The sequence below is a fragment of the Phormidium sp. CCY1219 genome, assembly GCF_035615515.1.
Classification (GTDB): Bacteria; Cyanobacteriota; Cyanobacteriia; order Cyanobacteriales; family Laspinemataceae; genus CCY1219.
On the sequence record NZ_JAJENT010000931.1, the window covers coordinates 1 to 19,444 of the forward strand.

At 49.3% G+C, this 19,444-nt stretch carries 19 protein-coding genes; 10 read left to right on the forward strand and 9 right to left on the reverse strand.

Going from position 1 to position 19,444, the window contains the following annotated elements; genetic code table 11:
- The 8 genes from LKK83_RS30390 to LKK83_RS30425 all read right to left on the reverse strand — a co-directional run.
- On the reverse strand, positions 1–226 hold a 226-nt coding region (locus LKK83_RS30390; RefSeq protein WP_324635209.1), incomplete at its 3' end, for a hypothetical protein.
- 245 nt (positions 227–471) lie between these two features.
- Positions 472–1,023 (reverse strand): tetratricopeptide repeat protein, encoded by a 552-nt coding sequence (locus LKK83_RS30395; RefSeq protein ID WP_324635210.1) that lies wholly within the window; start codon positions 1,021–1,023, stop codon positions 472–474.
- A gap of 208 nt (positions 1,024–1,231) precedes the next feature.
- Complete coding sequence (locus tag LKK83_RS30400) at positions 1,232–2,419, reverse strand: hypothetical protein (RefSeq protein ID WP_324635211.1); 1,188 nt, start codon at positions 2,417–2,419, stop codon at positions 1,232–1,234.
- A 191-nt stretch (positions 2,420–2,610) separates the two neighbouring features.
- Complete coding sequence (locus LKK83_RS30405; protein ID WP_324635212.1) at positions 2,611–3,741, reverse strand: tetratricopeptide repeat protein; 1,131 nt, start codon at positions 3,739–3,741, stop codon at positions 2,611–2,613.
- A 283-nt stretch (positions 3,742–4,024) separates the two neighbouring features.
- On the reverse strand, positions 4,025–5,008 hold the full coding sequence (locus LKK83_RS30410) for a bestrophin family protein (protein ID WP_324635213.1): 984 nt from the start codon (positions 5,006–5,008) through the stop codon (positions 4,025–4,027).
- 161 nt (positions 5,009–5,169) lie between these two features.
- Positions 5,170–7,326, reverse strand: a complete 2,157-nt coding sequence (locus LKK83_RS30415; RefSeq protein ID WP_324635214.1) for a serine/threonine-protein kinase — start codon at positions 7,324–7,326, stop codon at positions 5,170–5,172.
- Between the two features lie 373 nt (positions 7,327–7,699).
- Positions 7,700–8,968, reverse strand: coding sequence for a WD40 repeat domain-containing protein (locus LKK83_RS30420; RefSeq protein WP_324635215.1), 1,269 nt, complete (start codon positions 8,966–8,968; stop codon positions 7,700–7,702).
- A 503-nt stretch (positions 8,969–9,471) separates the two neighbouring features.
- Positions 9,472–9,675 (reverse strand): hypothetical protein, encoded by a 204-nt coding sequence (locus LKK83_RS30425; protein ID WP_324635216.1) that lies wholly within the window; start codon positions 9,673–9,675, stop codon positions 9,472–9,474.
- A 395-nt stretch (positions 9,676–10,070) separates the two neighbouring features.
- On the opposite strand from LKK83_RS30425, the gene LKK83_RS30430 reads away from it, so the two are divergent.
- A complete protein-coding gene (locus LKK83_RS30430; protein WP_324635217.1) occupies positions 10,071–10,856 on the forward strand; it encodes a hypothetical protein in 786 nt (261 codons plus the stop codon).
- A 5-nt stretch (positions 10,857–10,861) separates the two neighbouring features.
- Positions 10,862–11,278, forward strand: coding sequence for a retropepsin-like aspartic protease (locus tag LKK83_RS30435; protein ID WP_324635218.1), 417 nt, complete (start codon positions 10,862–10,864; stop codon positions 11,276–11,278).
- A 338-nt stretch (positions 11,279–11,616) separates the two neighbouring features.
- Here the strand turns inward: LKK83_RS30435 and LKK83_RS30440 are convergent, their stop codons facing one another.
- Positions 11,617–12,459, reverse strand: coding sequence for a pentapeptide repeat-containing protein (locus tag LKK83_RS30440; protein ID WP_324635219.1), 843 nt, complete (start codon positions 12,457–12,459; stop codon positions 11,617–11,619).
- A 169-nt stretch (positions 12,460–12,628) separates the two neighbouring features.
- On the opposite strand from LKK83_RS30440, the gene LKK83_RS30445 reads away from it, so the two are divergent.
- From LKK83_RS30445 to LKK83_RS30480, 8 genes are all read left to right on the forward strand, one after another.
- Positions 12,629–13,210, forward strand: a complete 582-nt coding sequence (locus tag LKK83_RS30445; protein ID WP_324635220.1) for a phycobiliprotein lyase — start codon at positions 12,629–12,631, stop codon at positions 13,208–13,210.
- Between the two features lie 186 nt (positions 13,211–13,396).
- Positions 13,397–14,128, forward strand: a complete 732-nt coding sequence (locus LKK83_RS30450; RefSeq protein WP_324635221.1) for a 15,16-dihydrobiliverdin:ferredoxin oxidoreductase — start codon at positions 13,397–13,399, stop codon at positions 14,126–14,128.
- Positions 14,129–14,131: 3 nt separating this feature from the next.
- The gene (locus tag LKK83_RS30455; RefSeq protein ID WP_324635222.1) at positions 14,132–14,905 is read left to right on the forward strand and encodes a phycoerythrobilin:ferredoxin oxidoreductase; all 774 of its coding nucleotides are present in this window, start codon (positions 14,132–14,134) and stop codon (positions 14,903–14,905) included.
- 440 nt (positions 14,906–15,345) lie between these two features.
- Positions 15,346–15,864 carry a phycocyanin subunit beta gene (locus LKK83_RS30460; RefSeq protein ID WP_324635223.1) on the forward strand — a complete coding sequence of 173 codons (519 nt, stop codon included), beginning with the start codon at positions 15,346–15,348 and terminating at the stop codon, positions 15,862–15,864.
- Between the two features lie 112 nt (positions 15,865–15,976).
- Positions 15,977–16,465 (forward strand): phycocyanin subunit alpha, encoded by a 489-nt coding sequence (cpcA, locus tag LKK83_RS30465; RefSeq protein ID WP_324635224.1) that lies wholly within the window; start codon positions 15,977–15,979, stop codon positions 16,463–16,465.
- 273 nt (positions 16,466–16,738) lie between these two features.
- The gene (locus LKK83_RS30470; protein ID WP_324635225.1) at positions 16,739–17,599 is read left to right on the forward strand and encodes a phycobilisome linker polypeptide; all 861 of its coding nucleotides are present in this window, start codon (positions 16,739–16,741) and stop codon (positions 17,597–17,599) included.
- A gap of 301 nt (positions 17,600–17,900) precedes the next feature.
- Positions 17,901–18,155 (forward strand): phycobilisome linker polypeptide, encoded by a 255-nt coding sequence (locus tag LKK83_RS30475; protein WP_324635226.1) that lies wholly within the window; start codon positions 17,901–17,903, stop codon positions 18,153–18,155.
- 49 nt (positions 18,156–18,204) lie between these two features.
- On the forward strand, positions 18,205–19,050 hold the full coding sequence (locus LKK83_RS30480; protein ID WP_324635227.1) for a HEAT repeat domain-containing protein: 846 nt from the start codon (positions 18,205–18,207) through the stop codon (positions 19,048–19,050).
- The last annotated feature ends 394 nt before the right edge of the window (positions 19,051–19,444 follow it).

Below are 19,444 nucleotides of genomic sequence, written 5' to 3' on the forward strand. Positions count from 1 at the left end.
TTAGCGGTACAGTTTTTTTCCATCCCTGGAGTACAGGGTTGGACTGGGGATAAATAACTATTCCGGTTAGCGGTACAGTTTTTTTCCACCGATAGGGCGCTGTTGGCGAAAAAACTATTCCGGCGATCGCAAAAGTTTTTTCCACCGATCGCGTAGTGGTGGTGAAATAGAGCAGCTCTCTTTCTGGGAGGGGTAAGCAGCCAAATAGTCCCAACCGCGTCAGCACCTTATTGGTGAAAAATTCTCTACCTTTCCCCTATTAAAACTGCTATAAATTTGTCGTGCATTCATAAATTTGAGCTGAAGAAACCCGGTTTTTAACCGCTTGTAGAGACGCGATTAATCGCGTCTCTACCCATATCCTAACCCCACCGAATTCGCGATAAAAAGCTTGACGCAATAGCAAACTTATGGTAAGCAAATTCCAGCAATGGCAAATTAACAACTGTAATAAACGGGTTTCGATGATTATTATTCCGTGGCTTTTTCCAAGCGACACAGGACGGAATTAAACGTATCGCGATCCAACGGTTCCATCCATTCAACTAATTTTTCTTCTGTCATCTTTTCTCCGGGGGTGGCGCGCAGTTTGTGCCAGCGCGAAACAATGACCTCCACCATGATTTCCTCAAGCTGCGCCGTATCCCAACACTTTTGCTGACGCACAATTTCCACCGCTTGCTGCAAATGCTGTAGGGCTTTTTGATATTCCCCTTTCAGGGAAAAAAGCTGGGCGAGCAATGCTAAAATCTGTGGTTGTCCGTTTAAATTGCCGATGCGCTTTTCTAATACGAGCGACTGCTGACACAGAGAAATCGCGGCTTCTAAGTTTCCCGCTGCGATCTGTTCCTCTGCCATTTGATAGAGTTGTTCCGCTTCGATGCGATATTGCGTTTCGCTGGTGGAGTGGAACATCTCAGAGGCTAAAGCATGACTGACTTGCGATCGCTGTTCTTTATCCAACGAGTCAATCCATTGGGAAACTTTTTTGTCAGGGTTTGGGTTTTGATTTGGTTGCTGCATTGCAGATTCAATCCTGTTGCCAACTGCTCGGTTCACTCTAATTTATTTTTTTTAGAAAATCGGTATCGGTCAAACCAAACTGGCTCAAATGTCAAGAAATCTTGAAATATAGCATTTCGATTGTTTGTCAACTCAATCGCGCTCATCGGTGTCCCCCCTATGAAACCTGCAATCAATCCTCGGGCGAGGACTTCGGGTTTCGGGTGACTTATCCACTCAAAGATGAACCAGTTTTGGGGAAATTCAACCCGGGAAATAATCCGCGATCGCTCAATGCCATTTCCCCCACGTACAACCGCAACCAATGCCAATTCGGTTGCTGATTTTCGATTAACGCGCGATACATTTTCCCCACAGCTTTCGGCAGTGCTTCGCCACAGGTCAAGGTGTAATAAAATGCTGCCATTGCCTCAGTTGCCTCGGTTTCGGCACCATAGCTTTCCCAACTTAATACCGCTTTCGCTCCTTGATAAATTAAGGCTTCGGCAATGGAAGCAACTGCACCGTTAGCATGGGCGTCACTGCCGGGATAAGCGCAGAGAAAAAATAAAGGCGGAAAGCGCAAAGGAAAGCGTTTGGCAATCAAAGCCGCAATTTCCGCTCCCGGTTCGGCAATGGTGGTTTCTGGAAGAAAATATGAATGTTCGTCGGCGATGTTTCCCGGAATGACCAGATGGAAAATATCAAATCGGTCTTCGTCAAATTTCCCGACAAAATCTCCTAATTTTTCCCAGGAGCCGGTGGGTTCGATTTCTAACTGTAAGGGTCGATCGTGGGTGGATGATAAAATCCGTTCCTGTTCTCTTTGCTTGGCGATCGCCCCACCGGCGCTCAAATCGCTCGCCATGAAAAGAACCTGCAAGGGGCGATCGCTTGCCGATTCCCGTTTCGGCGTCGATTCCGTCAGTCCAAATTGGGGCATCCACCGCACGGGCACCACATCGGGAGCGGTTTTTTCCACTAAAAACTCCGTGCCATCATGCAGTAGTTCCCAGGGTAAATGGGATAACGATGCCCTAATCCCAGAATCGGTTTCCGTGACGGCCCTGGTGTGGACTTTTTCCCCAAATCCCACAAAACTCGGCTTTTCCGGTGTGGCAATTGCCAACACCCATCCGTCGGTTTCCCCGGCGATCGCCTCGGTTAACCAATTGTCGGATCCGTTAAGCCAATCATAAAGCCTGCGCCCGGTTTTCACCTCCGCCTCTATCGGCGGATACTCCTGTCGCCTCCCAATCGCGATCGTATCCCCAATCTCCGCCACACTCAGGCGGCGCGATCGGGCGCGCTGTCCGTTGTCTACAAAATAACGCAACTCTATTGCGTCGCGGGCGATCGCCTCTAGCTCTAAATGTAAGGTTCGCATAGGATATCCGGCAAAGGAGTTTACCTTCATTTTGTCATCTCTACTTTTCCCTGAGCGATCCCCTTAGTCTTTTTTAACACTTCCCAAACCCTCCCACCTCGCAGATTTCGCCCCTACCCCCACAAAATCAGCGAATTGGCGCTTGACATTTAAGATTTTTTGTAGTAAAAAATCTTCCGTATATTCCAGATTGCCAACTGTAGGCAATGCCCCTGCCGCCCTCAATCCCTGTGGGACTCAAACAACTGTTTCACTCCCGCCATCCTTTCTCGCACTGTCTCCGCTTCGGGAGAACCCAGGCGCTCTAGGATGGCGAGAGAGTCCTGCATATAATTCAAGCCCGTGGTAAAATCACCTTGCTTTGCCAGCAGTTGTCCGAGCATCCCCAACGACATTGCTTTCCCTTGCAAGTCGCCGATGCGTTCAAATAGTTCCAACGATTCGGTGTGAAGGGCGATCGCAACCTCGATTTCCCCTAGATTATTTTTAAGTATTCCTAAGTCATATAGCGCGTTTGCTTTGAAAGCGGCTAAATCTTTATGGCAATTTGCAATATTGATAGATTCTTCCAAAGATTCCCGAGATTTGTAATGCTCTCCCCGACTCCGATAAGCTTTTCCCAGTTGGTTGAGAATCGTTAGGTAAGCTTTTAATTGATTTTGGCTCGCCTGCTTACCTGTGGGACAATACTTCATCAGCAATCGCTCTAATAAATCAATTCTATCTTGCTTTTCTGGCACTTCTACAGGGTCTAAAAAAATCAGAGATTCTAGGGATTTATATCCTCCCAGATTTCGGGTATCTGGGGCGGTATTGAAATGAAAAAATCCAGATTTCCATGCCCAAAAATCCGGGGCAAATTTAGCCAGACGAGTGATGGCAAACTCGGGCAAGCAGAAGAGAATGGGATGTGGAATGCGGTGAGGAAAGGCATCCCGCATGAAGTTAAGGTCTTGTAAAATCGGCGGATACTCTCCAAACATGCCGATTGATTTTTCCAACCCTCTGAGGACTAATACGAATTTTTTGTTCTCCTGGATTTGGATAGAGGAGAGAGTTTTTTGCAGGCTATCGAGCAAAAAGCGAACCTCGCGATCGCCAAAATCGACAATTGCCCATTGAATCTCCTGGCAATTGGGATGTTCTTGCAGGGCGGCTATCAAAACATCCAGATCCTTGCAAAAATTGATTTCGATAAATCCAAGGGGAAAATTCTCGGCAAAATCCACAAAGGTCAGTAATTCAGCAAAGGACTGCTGATTTAGGGCGAAAAACCGCTCGCGATCGCGGCGGGTTGCAGCAGATGAGTTAATTTCCCTGTTGTGCTGTTTTGAGAGCTTGTTGGAATGCATCGTTTTGTTTCACCACTGGATTCGTTGAACTCTCCATACTATGCTACTGTAACAGCGCGTCCAATTCTGCCCAAAAATCGGGCAATAAAACAGGGAATAGTCTGCGATTGTATCCTTCCTTTATATCCGCAGTGCGTTACCTGTGGGCGTTCTGCATCAATCCATTATAGCCGTGGAAAAGAGAAGAAAGCGTGCCAACTATTTCGTACTGTAGAGAGGCGATTTATCGCGTTTCCACGGGATTCGGCTTTCCTTGGTAGGGGATAAGAGTCAAATGGCGCAGTTAAAATCCGCTGGTGCTTTCTTCTTCTTTAAAATGCCCCCGTTCTTCTCGAAAGCGGCGATACTTCGGCCAATTTTCTACAGAATTTTGGGTACTAGGGGACAGGGAAATTAAATCCTCGATATTGCGTTGCATGGTGGCGCAAATGGCATCGAGGGGCAAATCGTTGTTATCGTATCCGAAGGGATTTTCGATTTCTAGGCCAATTTCTTCGATGCCAAATAAGGTAAAACTAATTAACGCCACCACCGGTCCGGTCCAGAAACTTAAATCGTTGACCAGTTGAAAGGGAAGTGCTAAACTGTAAATTAATAAAAGCTGTTTTAAATGAATGGCATATGCCATCGGGATGGGAGTTTTTAAAATGCGTTCGCAAGCTCCCAATACATCCACCATTGTATCCAGGAGTTTGAACATGTCGCTGAGTTGATAAATGCTGAGGCGGCGTTTGTTATGCTGTCCTTGCAGGTAATCGCCGATCCAAAAGGCAATTTCCAGGGGGGGATGATTCATTTCTTTGAGTTTTTCAAACCGTTCGGAGGACATAAGCGCGGAGAGTTCCTCGTTTAGGTTTTCTTTTCTCAAGTGCAGTTTGGTGGCGACAGCAAAGGCAACAAGCAGGCGCAAGGTTTCTTTTTTTGCTTCGGCATCTGTAGGTTTTTTTTCGGCGACGGCGACCCAAATTTGTCGGGCAAAGTTGCGAACGGTATTGACTAAAGTTCCCCATGCTTTTCGCCCTTCCCAGAATCGTTCGTAAGCGGTATTGGTTCTAAAGACTAATAATAAACCCAAGACTAAGTTGGGGACTAATCCTTCTAATACGGGCCAAGCAACGGGCAATCCCAAGTGATATAAAACGGAAATAACAACGCCAAATAAGCCACAAAATAAAGCTCGGGGTAAGACGGCGGGAATGACTGAGGTTTTAACGCGCTCGGCGAGATACAACCAATTGGTGTTTTTCAGGTACATTAAAGTTAGCATATCAGCAGCCTTTAGAGGAAAGAAGAGAGAAACCAGGGGAGAGATTGGCGAGGGAAAGAAAACGCGCCGCCAATCGCGAATTCCCGCGCAAATCCATCGGATCTATTATTCGGGTGATGAGGGTGCGATCGCATCTTTCGCAAGACATGAATCGCAGGCTACTATTTTTCCTGGGACTCGCCAGAGTCAGTGACGGAGGGGACGCGCCAAACCTTAATGGTGCGATCGGGAGAGCCACTGAGCAGAGTATTGCCATCGGGAGAGATAGCGATCGCGCTGACATAACTGGAATGACCGTTAAACTGATGTTTGCGATCGCCGGTGGCCAGATTCCACAGCTCGATAGTGCCGCCACTGCTAGCCAGAACCTTGCCCTGCGGACCGATCGCCACCGATCGCACCCAACTCGAATCGCCAGCAAGCTGATATTTTCGTTCCCCGGTTCGCAGGTTCCAAACCTGAATCGTATTGTCACTCGACCCACTTGCCAGAGTATTGCCATCGGGACTAATCGCCACCGACAGCACCGGATGAGCGTGTGCCCGGAGGGTTAATAAACGCGCCCCGCTGGCCAAATCCCAAATTTTCACCGTTTTATCGCTCGCCCCACTGGCGATTCTGCGCCCATCCGGGGTAAAGGCGATCGCATTGACTGGGGAACCCGCCTGAATCGTGCGGAGGCGAGTCCCGCTTCGCAGATCCCAAATTTTAATGGTATTATCATCGGAAGCACTAGCTAATATGCGGCCATCGGGACTGAATGCCAGGGCATTAACCGGACCCCAATGCGCTCCCGGTCCGGCGATCGTGAGCATTCGCGAGCCATTCTCCAAATTCCACAGGCGGATAGTTTTATCTGCCGAACCGGTGGCTAAAGTGCCGCCATCGGGACTAATGGCCAGAGCTTTCACCCAATCTTTATGAGCGCTGAGATTGTACACCAGTTTTCCAGTTTGCACTTCCCAAACGCGAACGGCCCCATAACTGCCACTGGCGAACAGCAGGTCCTCATTTTCGCGCAGGGGTTGGGGAGCGATCGCGAGAGACTGGATCGGGCCAAAGGTCTTGATACTGCGCTTTAAAAACAAACTGCTGGGTAAATTGGCAATCAGATCCACCGGATTTGCCGGAAAGAAACCATAGCGCCAATAGCCATACACTTGCGAACTCAACAGGGCCACCAGCACGATCGCGATCGCCAAAGGCCAAGGTTTTTTGCCCCCAGTCTTCTGGTGAGTGCCGCGAGTGCCGCCAGTATTGTGGCGCAAATAATAGGGATGGCGATAAGAGGATCCCTTGCCGCCGTTGGTGCCCAATCCTCTGGAGGTGTTGTAGGAATTCCTGGTGTTGTAATTTCCCTTAGTGCCCCCCCTGCCATTGTGCGAGTGGTGTTCTTTCCCATCCAAACCATTGGGGGGCGTCAAGTCAATTTCCGCCAAACAATGGACGATCGCCATTGCACTTTGCGGTCGCTTTCCGGGAAACGGAGCCATCAAATAATCGATGATGTCACCAAACGTCTTAGAAATCTGCGGCGCACTGTTGCGCCAGACTAATTTGCCGGTGCGCGGATTTTCCGAAAACGCCGTGGGCGGTTTTCCCGTCAGTAAAAAAACAAACGTCCGACCTAACGCATAAAAATCCGATTGGGGCACCGCTTTGCCATTCGCTTGCTCAGGTGGGGTGTATCCTGGGGAGACAATCCCGGTAATGTTTTGCCCCTGACCCACTTTGGCAAAATAAGTATTGGTGACTTCCCGCGCCGCCCCAAAGTCAATTAAGACCACATGGCCGGTTTGCCGAACCATGATATTGAGCGGCTTGATATCCCGGTGGAAAAATTGCTGTTGGTGGACTTGCTCCAAAATCTCCGACATTTGCTTGAGCCATTCCACCGCTTGCTCTTGGCTCACCGGGCGATTTCCGCGTTTTTTCATCCACTCGCGTAAATTCAAGCCGCTAATTTTTTCCATCACCAGACAGTGGATCGGCTCGGTTTCCCCCGGTGGGGTCACGGTGAAATAGGCATCTGGCTCAATTCTGGGGATTCCGGGATGGCGGATGCGTTTGAGGACGTCGGCTTCTTGCTTAAATAGCTCCACTGCTTTTTCGTGGTTTTGTAGCAAAACCTTCAGCACCTTTGTCGTTCCGTTATCGTCCACTTCAAAGGTTTTGCCAAAGCCCCCTCCTCCGAGTGGTCGAATAATGCGATACCGATTTTGCAACAGCAATTGACAGCCGCAGTGAACGCAAGCGTCTCGGTTCCCGTTGGCAGGGTCAGTGGGGTGGGGACATTTAGGATTCAGGCAATAACTCACAGAAGCTACATTACCTTTTATTCTGACTGCAATCTCAACAACACTATAACTTGCAACTATCAATTACTACTGTAGGGTCATGCCAAGCAATCGGCATTTCCCAATGAAATTTTCTCAAGATTGCCGGGCGCGATCGCCTCGCTTTGGCTTAATTTTCGGCTAGAGCGAATTACATTTGGCTTGCCCCTCATGGCTTTTGCTTGGCTCGATTCACTCTACCTCCCTGGCACCCCTCAATAAATATTAGCAATTTGCCCGGAAAAATTGTTAACTTTCTTCGCTTGATTATAATTCCCTTTTCATAAACCAACCAATTGGGAAGAAAAAAATCTCTGCTGCGTTAGGCTCAACCCAATGGAACGCAACCGGGTTTTTACTCTCCCACGCGCCAAATTTTGATGGTTTTATCGCTACTGCCACTCACCAGACGATTCCCACCCGCGCTGAAGCCCAAAGACTTCACGGGAGCGGAATGCGCCTCCACAATGTTGAGCAATTCCCCAGTGTCGATCCGCCACAGTTTAATCCGATTATCGGCACCACCACTGGCCAGCAGTTCGCCATCCGGGCTGATGGACACCGATAAAACCGTGGCAGAATCTTCCGGGAGTTCATACATTAGTTTACCCGTTTTTAAATTCCAAATCTTAATCGTTTTATCCAAACTCCCACTCGCCACGATTTCCCCATCCGGGCTAATCGCCACAGAACGCACGGCATTTTCATGCCCCACCAGGGTAATCGGTTCCGACTCCATCCGGGGGACTCCACTACTGCGGTCCAATTTCCAAATCTTAATCGTTTTGTCGCTACTCCCACTCACGAGGGTTTGCCCATCGCCGCTGATGGCAAGGGTGGTAATGGCTCCTTCATGTCCCTCTAAGGTGGTTAATGGGGTCTGTTTCCGGCTTCCAGGAGGCAACCTCGTGGCCCTTGCCAGGGACCATAGCTTAATCGTTTTGTCGCTACTCCCACTGAAGAGAATCTCCCCATCAGGACTGACAAGCAGGGTATCCACGGCGTTTAAATGTGCAAAAATATCCCCGCGCGGTTCTCCAGTGGCCAAATCGAACAGGTTGATTTGTTTCCAGGTGCCAGTGGCGAGCAATTTGCGGTTCGGGGAAATGGCAACGGAATACACCCATAATGAGGCGTTATCGAGCTGTTGGCTCGGCAGACAGGTTCGCTTTTGCGTGCAGTTGGGGTCTATCTGCCAGATCTGAACCGATGAGTAGTCGCTGGCAATCACGGTTTGTCCGTCTGGGGTGAGGGCTAAATCATGTACCGACCAATCCGAACCACTCAGCACGGTTTCTAATTCTAGGGTGACTTGATTTTGTCTGACAAATGTCTCTTCGGAGAATGACCCCTCCGGGGTCTGCGGCGCTGAGGCATAGGCAGGTAAAGCCTCCACCCTGGCAGATTCCTCCTCTGTCCCTGCTTTGGGTTGCTCTGAATTGTCGGCAGTCTCTATATTGCTGGAATTCTCGGCAGTCTGGAACCTGAAAAAATAAATGCCGAATCCTGTGGCGATGACTAGGGCGATCGCCGCCAAAACCATTATTTTCAGATTGATTCGTTTGCCAAATATCACCCTATCCCCCTCGAACTCTTCCTTGCGCGATCGATTCGCTCTTTTCATTATTTCTATTGTAGAAATATTTTCTCGATCGCGGTTGGATGCACAGAATACTCACGAAGGTTTGCCGCGCGAGTTCTTTGCAGGTTTTCTCACCCGCAAAAGCCAAGCTAGCGCGGCTCGATTGGCGTCAGGGGCGAAAATTGCTGCGTTTCTGAGTTATTCTCTCCCCGTGACGCGATCGCTCTCTAAATTCCTTTATTTCTTCCGACAATTCTGCAGGCAAAATTTCCGCCTGCCCCTTGCTTAACGCAAAATTATCTCCTCAGACGGTTTCTCGGGAAAAAAGTTCCTCTCTCAAAAGAATTTACCCGCGCTCGCAACAACACTGCGGGCGGGTTTTCAACTCGCTCGTTCTCAATTTGTCTGGCGCACGGTTCCGGAGAGCAGGGGTGCGATCGCCACCAGTCCCCTGGCGCAGAATTACCCCGTTCACCCCTCCCAAATTGCAGCTAAAATGGTCTACAGCATCGCCAACCTACCCTAGGAGGTTCCGTCTTGCCAGATTAGCAAACGTTAGAATCGGTCGGTTTACCACCCCGTCGCTGTTGGTATCGACTGAAAGCATCTTTGACCTCGGTTTCCGTCAATACCATCCACATGGCTATCCACCCAAAACTTTTGCCGGCTTTGTGCATCTTCCCTACCACATCTTCAATCAGATTTTTAATCTCCTCTGATTGGTGCCTTTCTTTTTTCCCGTCCATCATGGTCTATTTTACTTTAATTAACTCAGTTGAATTACTAATTTTTAACTCCTGATTCTCCAATTCACCACGATTTCCGGAAATTCTTTTACAAAGACTATCCTCCCACAGCTCTCTCCCCTTTTAACATCAAATAAATGCAACTTCCTTCATTTTGGTTTATTCGCTCAATTATTTTTCCATGCAAAACGGTCGTATTTGTGCTTATATTAGCCTAAAAACACAGATTGTTAAATTAATCGCAATGCTTCCCCGGTCAAATGATGTCAATCAATAAGCAATTTCTAAAAAAAAGAAAAAACATTCAAGTTAAATTGTTATCAGAATGCCAACAAATAGCTTTCTACCGTAAGCCAATTTAATGGCTAGCAGCTTAATGGAGTTTAAGAGGTATATTAATGATGGCAAATACTCAAAAAAATAGATGGCATATTCTTAACCAAGCTGAAGCAGAAAAAGCGTTTGTCAGCTCGGAAGAATTGACCCATTTAAAAAAAATGATACAGCACCAAGATAAACGCTTAGATGCAGTCAAAACAATATGCGATCGCGCTGGTTCTATTGTGTCTGATGCGGTGCATGAAACTCTTGGCAAAGCAGAGATGTTGACCCGAGAAGAAAATCAAGATTTACCCGAGGATAAATTAACCCATTGCTTGCAGGAAAGCGAAACTATATTGCGTTACATTACCTACGCATTATTGGCAGAAAATGCTTCTCGACTGGAAACGGGTTGTTTAGCGGATATTCGAGAAACCTATTTGGGTCTGGGAATTGCAATAGAGTCAGCAGTCAAAATAGTGGAGCGGATGAAAGCTGCGGCGATCGCTGTAGTGAAGCAGCAGATTTTTCCTAACCCAGAAAAAGGCAGTGGCGAACTAGAACTGCTAGAGGAAATAGAAGATTACTTCGAGTTAACTTTAACCGCTTTAACGCAAAAATCCCAACCCATAAAAAGCGGAGGGATTTTAAACATTGAAGAAATCCAACAGCGATATCCCAATCAATGGGTGCTGATTGGTTGCCCTAAATTAGATGAAGAGTTGAATGTAATTCAAGGAGAAGTTTTAGCTCGCGCAAGCGAGCGCGATGAACTGTACGCTAAACTGTCTCTAAGACAGGGTAAACCAGTGGCGATAGAATATACGGGTTCTGTGCCAGAAAATATAGGGATAATGTTATAATTAAAATGACCGATTTTCAAAAAGCCTATCGATTGTCCCGTCACGGAAAGAATTTGCTAAAGGTACAGGCAATGGCTGGGGGAATGCAAAAGGGTGACTTTGCGCGAGTGAAATTAATCATCGATACAGGTTCGAGCTTCACCATATTGCCCGTTCAGGTTGTAGAAACGCTAGGTTATGACACGCAAAATACTCGTTTTCGGGAAGAAATTATCACCGGGAAAGGCAAAATCAATGCGCCAGTGATTCAGCTAACTTGGTTCAACTGCGTGGGTCAGATTCTCTACGATTTTCCAATTGTGGCTTATAATATTCCCGCGCGACTGCGTGTTGATGGGCTGCTGGGCATGGATTTTCTCCAAAGTTGTCAGGCGGTTCTCTCCATTCATAATGCCGAAATCACCTGTAAGCGCATGAGGTAGCGGAACAATCCACCCATTCTCGGTGGTGATTCAATCCGCATTAGTCAGCAATGATGGTAAACGATTTAAACCGAAGGATAATTTGATGAGGTTTAGGGGGCGGTGTAGTAGAGGTTAAAACCGGAGTTTCTTCACAACAAGCGAATTAAGCAAGGGTGCCAACCTTTGCGATCGCATTTATTGAGGGGGAGGCGGTAGCTAGGGTGGAGTGTTTTAACTCGTTCCCAGGTTAACCTGGGAACGAGTTAAAATGAGTTAAATTCTCAGGCAGAGATTTGTTTTGCAACGGCCAAAGTTTGCTTGAGAGAGCGGGAAGGGTAGGGGAGTGGGAAGGGAAATTACGATCGCGCCAAACTTTCGCGGGTGGTGCGGCGAGTAAAGGGATTCCAGGTGTCCAATTCTTTCGAATCTCGCCCCTTCAACAGGGCGCGATTCGACTCACTCAATCCGCGAACCCGGTAAAAATCTGCCCCAGCAATACTCTGTAAATTATTCAACTCTACCCCAGTCAAATCGGCGGCACGAAAATCCACCTGTTGTAACTCGGCATTATTGAGGCGAGCATTGTGTAGATAGGCTCCGGTGAAAAAGGCTTTTTGCAGATTTGCGCCGCTCAAGGATGCCCCTTCGAGATTAGCACCGGTTAGATCTGCGCCGCTGAGATAGGCCCCGAGAAAGTTAGCGCCTTTGAGATCCGCCCCGCGCAGATGGGCGGTATTGAGGTAAGCGCCGCTGAGTTGGGCACCAGGTCCGACTGCGCCGGATTTTCGATAAGCAAACCCATCGGGCCATATGGTGTGGCGATCGTAAAGTGCCAGTTGGAGTTTCACCCCAGTCAGGTTGGCATTGCTGAGGTTTGCTCCCATGAGGTTGGCGCGGTTTAAATAGGCATTTTGCAAGTTGGCATTGCTGAGGTTGGCATGACGCAGATCGATGCCGCGCAAGTCTGCATCCAGGAAGGAGGCATCACGGAGGTCGGTGTTTTGCAATTCGGCGCGAATTAAGATGGCGCGATCGAAGTTTGCGCCACTGAGGTGGGTGTTGCTGAGGTTAGCTCCATAGAAGTCGCATCCGGCGAGATCGAGATTTTCCAGGGTTTTCCCGCTGAGGTCTTCTCCTGCAGCGAGCGATCGCAACAGATCGGCGGGTGTAAAGGGTTTGGGAGTATTGGAAGCAGTCATTTTTTTAGGGTTATTTAGCAGGTGTAGTGGTATTGTACGATTAGCTTTGAGCCGAGATCGCCTCTGCGATCGCCGTGCCGGGGAAAGCATCAACGCGATCGGCAGATCCGTCTGCCACTTTTCCCAGGTTGGCGCTCAATGTTGGTCTTTAAAAATCCAAAATTGCGATATGAAACCACCGATGACGATGATGGAGTTTTTTCGCAAAAGCGAAGGAACCTGGTTTAGTCAACGCACGGTTCATCACTTTGATTTAACTGCAGATGAGTCGGGAGAGTCGAATCTGATGGTGAAAGTATTGCCACCGGAGGATCCGCAGGTGCGAGAGGTTTGTCACGCGCAAGGGGTGGATCCGGAATTAGCCAAGGGGGGAGCGAGTTTTTCCTGGCAAACCAATCTCGACGATCGCGAACCGAACCCGAATTATGCCGCTATTTTGGTGGATTGGCCCCAGGAGACAGGGTTGAGTGGCAAACTCTTGCGAAACCGGGGCTATGTGGAAGGGATACCGGTGGTTTGTCGCTACCATTTTGCTCCCGATGGGGTACTGACCATCCACACTGACTATGACAACAATCAAGGAATGGAGCGCTGTTGGTTTATCACCGATGATTTTCGCGTGCGCGTCAGTACCGTGCGAATGATGAATGGGGTTAATTTGATGACTTATTGCTCAGAACGTCGTTGTGTCTCCCCGGCGGTATTGGATCGGATGCTGGCGCAGCACGACATCACAAAGGCGGGTGAGTGAAGCGCAATCCAGAATGAAGTCAATTTGAGCGGTGTGTCTTCCCGGGGGGGCAAATTGTTACAAAACTTAAAGCAAAGGAGGGCGATCGCGGGAATTGTTAAGGATTATTGCTTTGTTTCTGAGAAATGAGACGTGCGAGGGGAGCATCTTCTATGCTCGGGGGAGTCTTGGTCAGAGTAATTCTCTATGTACAAACCTTTTCTGGACTATTTAGAAACCGAGCTATTCCGGCGATTTGACCTGCGAAGTCGTCCAATTCCGGCGGGTTTAGAAAGCTGCGTTAGCGATCGCGGCAAAAATCCAGCCATCATACAAAGTTGGTGTTACCACTGTCGAGAACTGCGAAAAATTCGCTACACCTATATTGATGCCGGGGAATCCGCGCAAATTTTTAACAGCGTAATTTATCCGAGTCACCAGTACGATCTGCCGCTACTCGGGATAGATTTGCTGTCTTTTAACCAAAAGAAGATTCTAGTTGTTTTAGACTTTCAACCCTTATTTCAAGATAAAGCGTATCAAGACAAGTACATCGAGCCGATGCGCGAGGTGCGGGATAAATACAACGATTTGGCGCAGAACATAGAAATGAAGTTTTATGATGCCGATCGCTATTTTTCCAAATACCTGCTGTTTGCGAAAACCGATGCAGAAACCGTGGAAAAGCGGTTATTTCCCGCGTATTGCGAATATTTGGCTCTGTATTGGCAGATGTTGGAGCGGGCGACACCGCGAGAAGAGAAAGCGGAAATTGAGCGAATTGTGAAAGCGCAAAAAGATTACGACCAATATAGTGCCGATCGCGACCCGGCCCACGGACTGTTTAGCAGTTATTTTGGGCGGGAGTGGGCCGAGCGATTCCTGTATGAATTTTTGTTTGAAGATGCCGTGCCGTTAGCCGTTGCCAGCCGACGATAAGTAATGATGAATCTTTATCAACCGTTTTTGGATGAGGCGATCGCTCAGTTAAGCGCGCGATTGAAGCTGGAACCTTACCCGATCCCGGAAGGATTTGGCAAAAAAGTGGCCACCGTGGGGAAGGGGAAAAAGCAAGAAGTGGTGGTGACCACCAGTTATGGATTTGCCGCCCCGAAGCTCAGACAGATTCGAGCCGCCCACGTGCAAGGAGGGGAGAGCCTGCAGGTGCTCAACTTGGTGATTTTTCCGCAATTGAACTATGACTTGCCGTTTTTTGGGGCGGATCTGGTGAGCTTGCCCGGGGGGCATTTGATTGCGTTGGACATGCAGCCGTTATTTCGGGATGACCCGAGTTACCGGGCGAAGTACACCGAACCGATTTGGGGAATATACGAGCGGCACAAACCGCATCTACCCTGGGGAGGAGATTTTCCCGCAGAAGCGCAACCGTTTTTCTCGCCGGCATTTTTATGGACGCGACCGAAAAAGACGGAAGTGGTGCAGACGCGGGTATTTGAGGCGTTTAAGGAGTATTTGGCGGCTTATTTGGAATTGGTGGAGGGGGCGCAACCGGTGAGCGATCGCGAGCAGCGAGAGCGAATCAAACAGGCGCAACTGAGGTATTTGCGTTATCGAGCCGAGAAAGACCCCGCGCGGGGAATGTTTACTCGATTCTACGGTGCAGAATGGACCGAGGAGTACATTCATGGGTTTTTATTTGATTTGGAGCGCTTCCTGGGGATAAGCCAGAGGGAGGGTGCGATCGCCAACGGATAAATGGACAAGGATTTGATAGATGGATCCTGACAGCCCACTGGTGTTAGATAGCCAGTGGGCTGTTAGCTGTTTGGCAACCCGCAAATATACTCAGCGATCGAGAAAATAAAAAAATTTAACATTTCGTAATAAAAAGAAGGGCAAAGGCGGTGTATAACATTAACCTGTAGGGTATGAGAGACGAGCAAAACTTAACCCCCTCAATAAATTGAAGAGGGTTGGCACTTTTCTCATACTGGTGTAATCTTTTCTAAGATTTCTCGCGAAGCAGGTAATGTAGTCCCTAGGGCCGCATCCACCCTTTCCGAGAGACCAGCTTTAACAAATCCTGTTCTAGCTGGGGTCCGTCCAAACACCTGACAAGCTGCACAGCTTGTACTGGCTTTAAGCTAGACTCATCCAATTCCAACCAAATCAGATAACCATAGGAGATTGAGTACATGCTAGACGCATTTGCAAAAGTTGTTTCCCAAGCCGACGCACGCGGCGAATTCCTGAGCAGCGAACAACTCGATGCTCTAACCAACATGGTCAAAGAAGGCAACAAGCGTCTCGATACCGTCAACCGGATCACCAGCAACGCCTCTGACATCGTTTCCGAAGCCGCTCGTACTTTGTTTGCGGAGCAACCTCAGCTGATCCAACCCGGTGGCAACGCCTACACCAACCGTCGGATGGCTGCTTGCTTGCGGGATATGGAAATCATCTTGCGTTATGTCACCTACGCCATGATTGCCGGTGACGCCAGCGTACTCGACGATCGCTGCTTGAACGGTCTGCGCGAAACCTACCAAGCCCTGGGCGTTCCCGGAGGTTCCGTTGCAGTTGGCGTTCAAAAAATGAAAGATGCCGCAGTCAAAGTGGCCAACGATCCGGCTGGCATCACTCCTGGCGATTGCAGCGCTCTGATGTCTGAGTTGGCTGGTTATTTCGACCGCGCCGCTTCTGCTGTTGCCTAAATCGGCGTTGAGCCAAGCACAAACTCGAACGAGGAATTAGTCAGCCCTGACTAAATCCACATAACCAACAAACCACGAAAACTTTGCACAATCCTAGGGAGATAACTCGACGATGAAAACCCCGATTACTGAAGCGATTTCTGCCGCCGACGCTCAAGGTCGTTTTTTGAGCAACTCCGAACTGCAAGCCGTTGACGGTCGTTTTAAGCGGGCAATGGCAAGCATGGAAGCAGCTCGCGCGCTGACCAGCAATTCTCAGCGCCTGATTGATGGAGCTGCCCAAGCGGTGTACAACAAATTCCCCTACACCACTACCATGCAAGGCCCCAACTACGCTTCTACCGAAACCGGGAAAGCCAAGTGCTCTCGCGACATCGGTTACTACCTGCGGATGGTCACCTACTGCTTAGTTTCGGGTGGCACCGGTCCGATGGATGAGTACCTGATCGCGGGTTTGGATGAAATCAACAGCACCTTCGATCTGTCTCCTAGCTGGTACGTCGAAGCCCTCAAGTACATCAAAAACAACCACGGCTTGAGTGGCCAATCGGCAGTTGAAGCCAACACCTACATCGACTACGCCATCAACGCCCTGAGCTAGTTAACGATGCATAAGCGTCGCGTCTGTCTGCGTGGCTAGAATTTAACTTGATGTCCGGGTAGGTAGGCAGGTGCTAGCAAAACGCTAGTTGCTGTTTACCCTTCCGGACATCGTTGTATTTCTGGGACTTTCGCGCAGCATACTCGCCGATTTGGCATCCTGGGATGGGGAAAAAAACCAGCGAATTATTAACCCAACAGGATAAACCAACGGTGAAGGATTAAAAATCTAAAAGTCAAAACTCTAAAAAAGTTTGTTGGGAGATTATTTCAGATGGCCATTACATCAGCAGCATCTCGCTTGGGAACCATTGCGTTCCGGGATGCAGCCCCAGTAGAATTGCGACAAAATTGGACGGAAGAAGATGTGGAAGCCGTGATTCGTGCCGTGTATCGGCAGGTTCTCGGCAACGACTACGTGATGAATTCCGAGCGGCTCACCAGTCCCGAGTCTTTATTGAGAAACGGCACGATTACCGTGCGAGAATTCGTGCGTGCAGTAGCCAAATCGGAACTGTACAAAACAAAGTTTCTTTACCCCAATTTCCAGACTCGCGTCACCGAACTGAACTACAAACATCTGCTCGGGCGCGCTCCCTATGACGAGTCGGAAGTGATTTATCACCTCGACATTTACGAAAACGAAGGATTCGATGCCGAAATCGACTCCTACATCGACTCGGTAGAGTACGAAAATAATTTCGGCGACAATATCGTGCCCTACTATCGCGGGTTTGAAACCATTCCCGGGCAAAAAACCGTGGGATTTAACCGGATGTTCCGGCTTTATCGCGGGTATGCCAATAGCGATCGCGCCCAAGTAGAAGGCAGCAAAACTCGCCTCGCGCGCGAACTGGGCAAAAATTCCCCGAACACCATCGTGGCACCTTCCGGCGGTAGCGATGGCTGGAGCTACCGTCCCACTCCACAAGCCGCTCCCTATACCTGCGTGGGGGGTGCGTTTGTGGGATTTGGCGAAGAAGGCAAGGTGTACCGCATCGAAGTTACCGCCATTCGCAAAACTGGCGTGCGCCGCAGTAACACTACCTATCTGGTTCCTTACGAGAAGTTATCCACTCAAATTCAGCAAATCCTCAAAAAAGGTGGCAAAATCGCTAGCATCACCACCGCTTAATTCCCGAGGTACTGCCTTGGGATGAGTCGGTTGGTTTGACTATCGCTTGAGTTCAAAGGCGCGAGGTGACTCGCGTCTTTGGACAAATCAAGGCTGCGATCGCCCAACCATGCACGCAGAAGACATACCACCTAGTTTACATCGCGGGTTACTCGCGCAGGTTTGCTGGGCATGGGGAGGAAATACCACCCGATCCATACCCCATCACTTTCAACCCCCCCCTGGGGTTTCAAACCAGACTGAGGGAGGGTTGGATGAGCAGTTCGGTTTTAAATCGTTCCAATTAGAGGAGGAAAAAAACATGCTGGGTCAAATTGCAGGTGGCAGCAATGCGAACACTCAGGCGGGAAATCGCTATTTTCGCTATGAAGTGACCGGTTTGCACGAAGGTGAAGACACCGACAAAATGAACTATTCCATCCGGAAAAGTGGCAGCGTTTTTATGACCGTGCCTTACAATCGCATGAATGAAGAAATGCAGCGGATTACGCGCATGGGTGGGAAAATCGTCAATATCGAGCCGGTTAATTTTAATCCGGAAGCACAAAATCAATAGGGTTAACTTCTGCTAGGGTTGGGCGTAGCAGCCATTACCAACTTGACTGATGTGGAATGATTTTGAATCTGGCTCACCGTCAACTGAACAAGCCGGCGGTGAGACTTTAACTGTGGACCAGGCGATCGCCAATCTGCGTCACCCAGACTTGAGCCTCCGTTACTACGCCGCTTGGTGGATTGGCAGATTTCGGGTGCGCGAATCCGCCGCAATCGATGCATTGCTCGATTTGTTGAACGAAAAAGGCGATCGCACCGATGCGGGTGGCTTTCCCCTACAGCGCAATGCCGCGCGCTCCCTGGGAAAAGTGGGAGACGAGCGCGCTATCCCCGCACTGATTGCTTGCTTAACCTCGCCGGATTATTACGTGCGCGAAGCCGCCGCCGAAGGGTTAGAACGCTTGGGGGATTCAGCCGCGATCGCGCCGTTGATGGAATTGCTCGCCGGGGGGGTGGAAGCGGCGGTGAAAGTGCCGGGAAAACCGCATCTGACCCAACCTTACGATGCGATTATCGAAGCCTTGGGCACCCTGCAGGCCACAGGGGCAATTGAGGTAATTCAACCGTTTTTAGAACATCCATTCGAGCGGGTCCAGTATTCCGCCGCGCGAGCGATGTATCAGCTCACTGGAGAACCCCAGTATGGAGAACGCCTGGTGCAAGCGTTGAGCGGCTCTGATTTGCAACTGCGGCGATCGGCCCTGATCGATTTGGGGGCGATCGGATATTTGCCCGCCGCTGACGCGATCGCCGAAACATTAGCCGAAAACAGCATTAAACTGATTGCCCTGAAAGGACTCGTGGAACATCATCTGGATGCCCCCCCACCGGATCGACCCCCCGAGTTATCTCCAGAGCTAATTCAGGTTCTCCACCTGATGGATGGATTGTTATAACCCCTCCTTCGGGGGTTATAACATTTAAGTTGCATAATTTTCCGATAGCTTGGAAACCAGAATTTGCCGTTTTTATATCGGTGAATTTTCGCGTCTCTAGGCAGAAAAAAGCCGGGGACTAAAAGTCCCCGTCTCAGAGCTAAACTCAGTTAAAAACCGACTAATAACCTTGCAGCAAAAGCATTTCAGTCGGTTGAAACCGACTGTAGCAATTAGGCGTGGGATAAATCCCACGCCTAGCCTGCGTAGGCGGGCCCCGCCTGCGATCGCCCTACCCGTTTAGGGTACAGGGCTTGTCTCGAAACCCACAACTGGAAAGGTCAGGGACTCCGTAGAAACCAACCCCATGTCTAAAGCCAGGGGCTTGTACTTCTAACCACCTGACCAGCCTAAA

Coding starts and splice junctions, on each gene's coding strand:
- LKK83_RS30480 (WP_324635227.1), top strand. CDS start 18,205: ATGTGGAATGATTTTGAATCTGGCTCACCGTCAACTGAACAAGCCGGC.
- LKK83_RS30450 (WP_324635221.1), top strand. CDS start 13,397: ATGTACAAACCTTTTCTGGACTATTTAGAAACCGAGCTATTCCGGCGA.
- LKK83_RS30405 (WP_324635212.1), bottom strand. CDS start 3,741: ATGCATTCCAACAAGCTCTCAAAACAGCACAACAGGGAAATTAACTCA.
- LKK83_RS30475 (WP_324635226.1), top strand. CDS start 17,901: ATGCTGGGTCAAATTGCAGGTGGCAGCAATGCGAACACTCAGGCGGGA.
- LKK83_RS30430 (WP_324635217.1), top strand. CDS start 10,071: ATGATGGCAAATACTCAAAAAAATAGATGGCATATTCTTAACCAAGCT.
- LKK83_RS30460 (WP_324635223.1), top strand. CDS start 15,346: ATGCTAGACGCATTTGCAAAAGTTGTTTCCCAAGCCGACGCACGCGGC.
- LKK83_RS30435 (WP_324635218.1), top strand. CDS start 10,862: ATGACCGATTTTCAAAAAGCCTATCGATTGTCCCGTCACGGAAAGAAT.
- LKK83_RS30420 (WP_324635215.1), bottom strand. CDS start 8,968: ATGAAAAGAGCGAATCGATCGCGCAAGGAAGAGTTCGAGGGGGATAGG.
- LKK83_RS30455 (WP_324635222.1), top strand. CDS start 14,132: ATGATGAATCTTTATCAACCGTTTTTGGATGAGGCGATCGCTCAGTTA.
- LKK83_RS30445 (WP_324635220.1), top strand. CDS start 12,629: ATGAAACCACCGATGACGATGATGGAGTTTTTTCGCAAAAGCGAAGGA.
- LKK83_RS30410 (WP_324635213.1), bottom strand. CDS start 5,008: ATGCTAACTTTAATGTACCTGAAAAACACCAATTGGTTGTATCTCGCC.
- cpcA (WP_324635224.1), top strand. CDS start 15,977: ATGAAAACCCCGATTACTGAAGCGATTTCTGCCGCCGACGCTCAAGGT.
- LKK83_RS30470 (WP_324635225.1), top strand. CDS start 16,739: ATGGCCATTACATCAGCAGCATCTCGCTTGGGAACCATTGCGTTCCGG.
- LKK83_RS30425 (WP_324635216.1), bottom strand. CDS start 9,675: ATGATGGACGGGAAAAAAGAAAGGCACCAATCAGAGGAGATTAAAAAT.
- LKK83_RS30395 (WP_324635210.1), bottom strand. CDS start 1,023: ATGCAGCAACCAAATCAAAACCCAAACCCTGACAAAAAAGTTTCCCAA.
- LKK83_RS30440 (WP_324635219.1), bottom strand. CDS start 12,459: ATGACTGCTTCCAATACTCCCAAACCCTTTACACCCGCCGATCTGTTG.
- LKK83_RS30400 (WP_324635211.1), bottom strand. CDS start 2,419: ATGAAGGTAAACTCCTTTGCCGGATATCCTATGCGAACCTTACATTTA.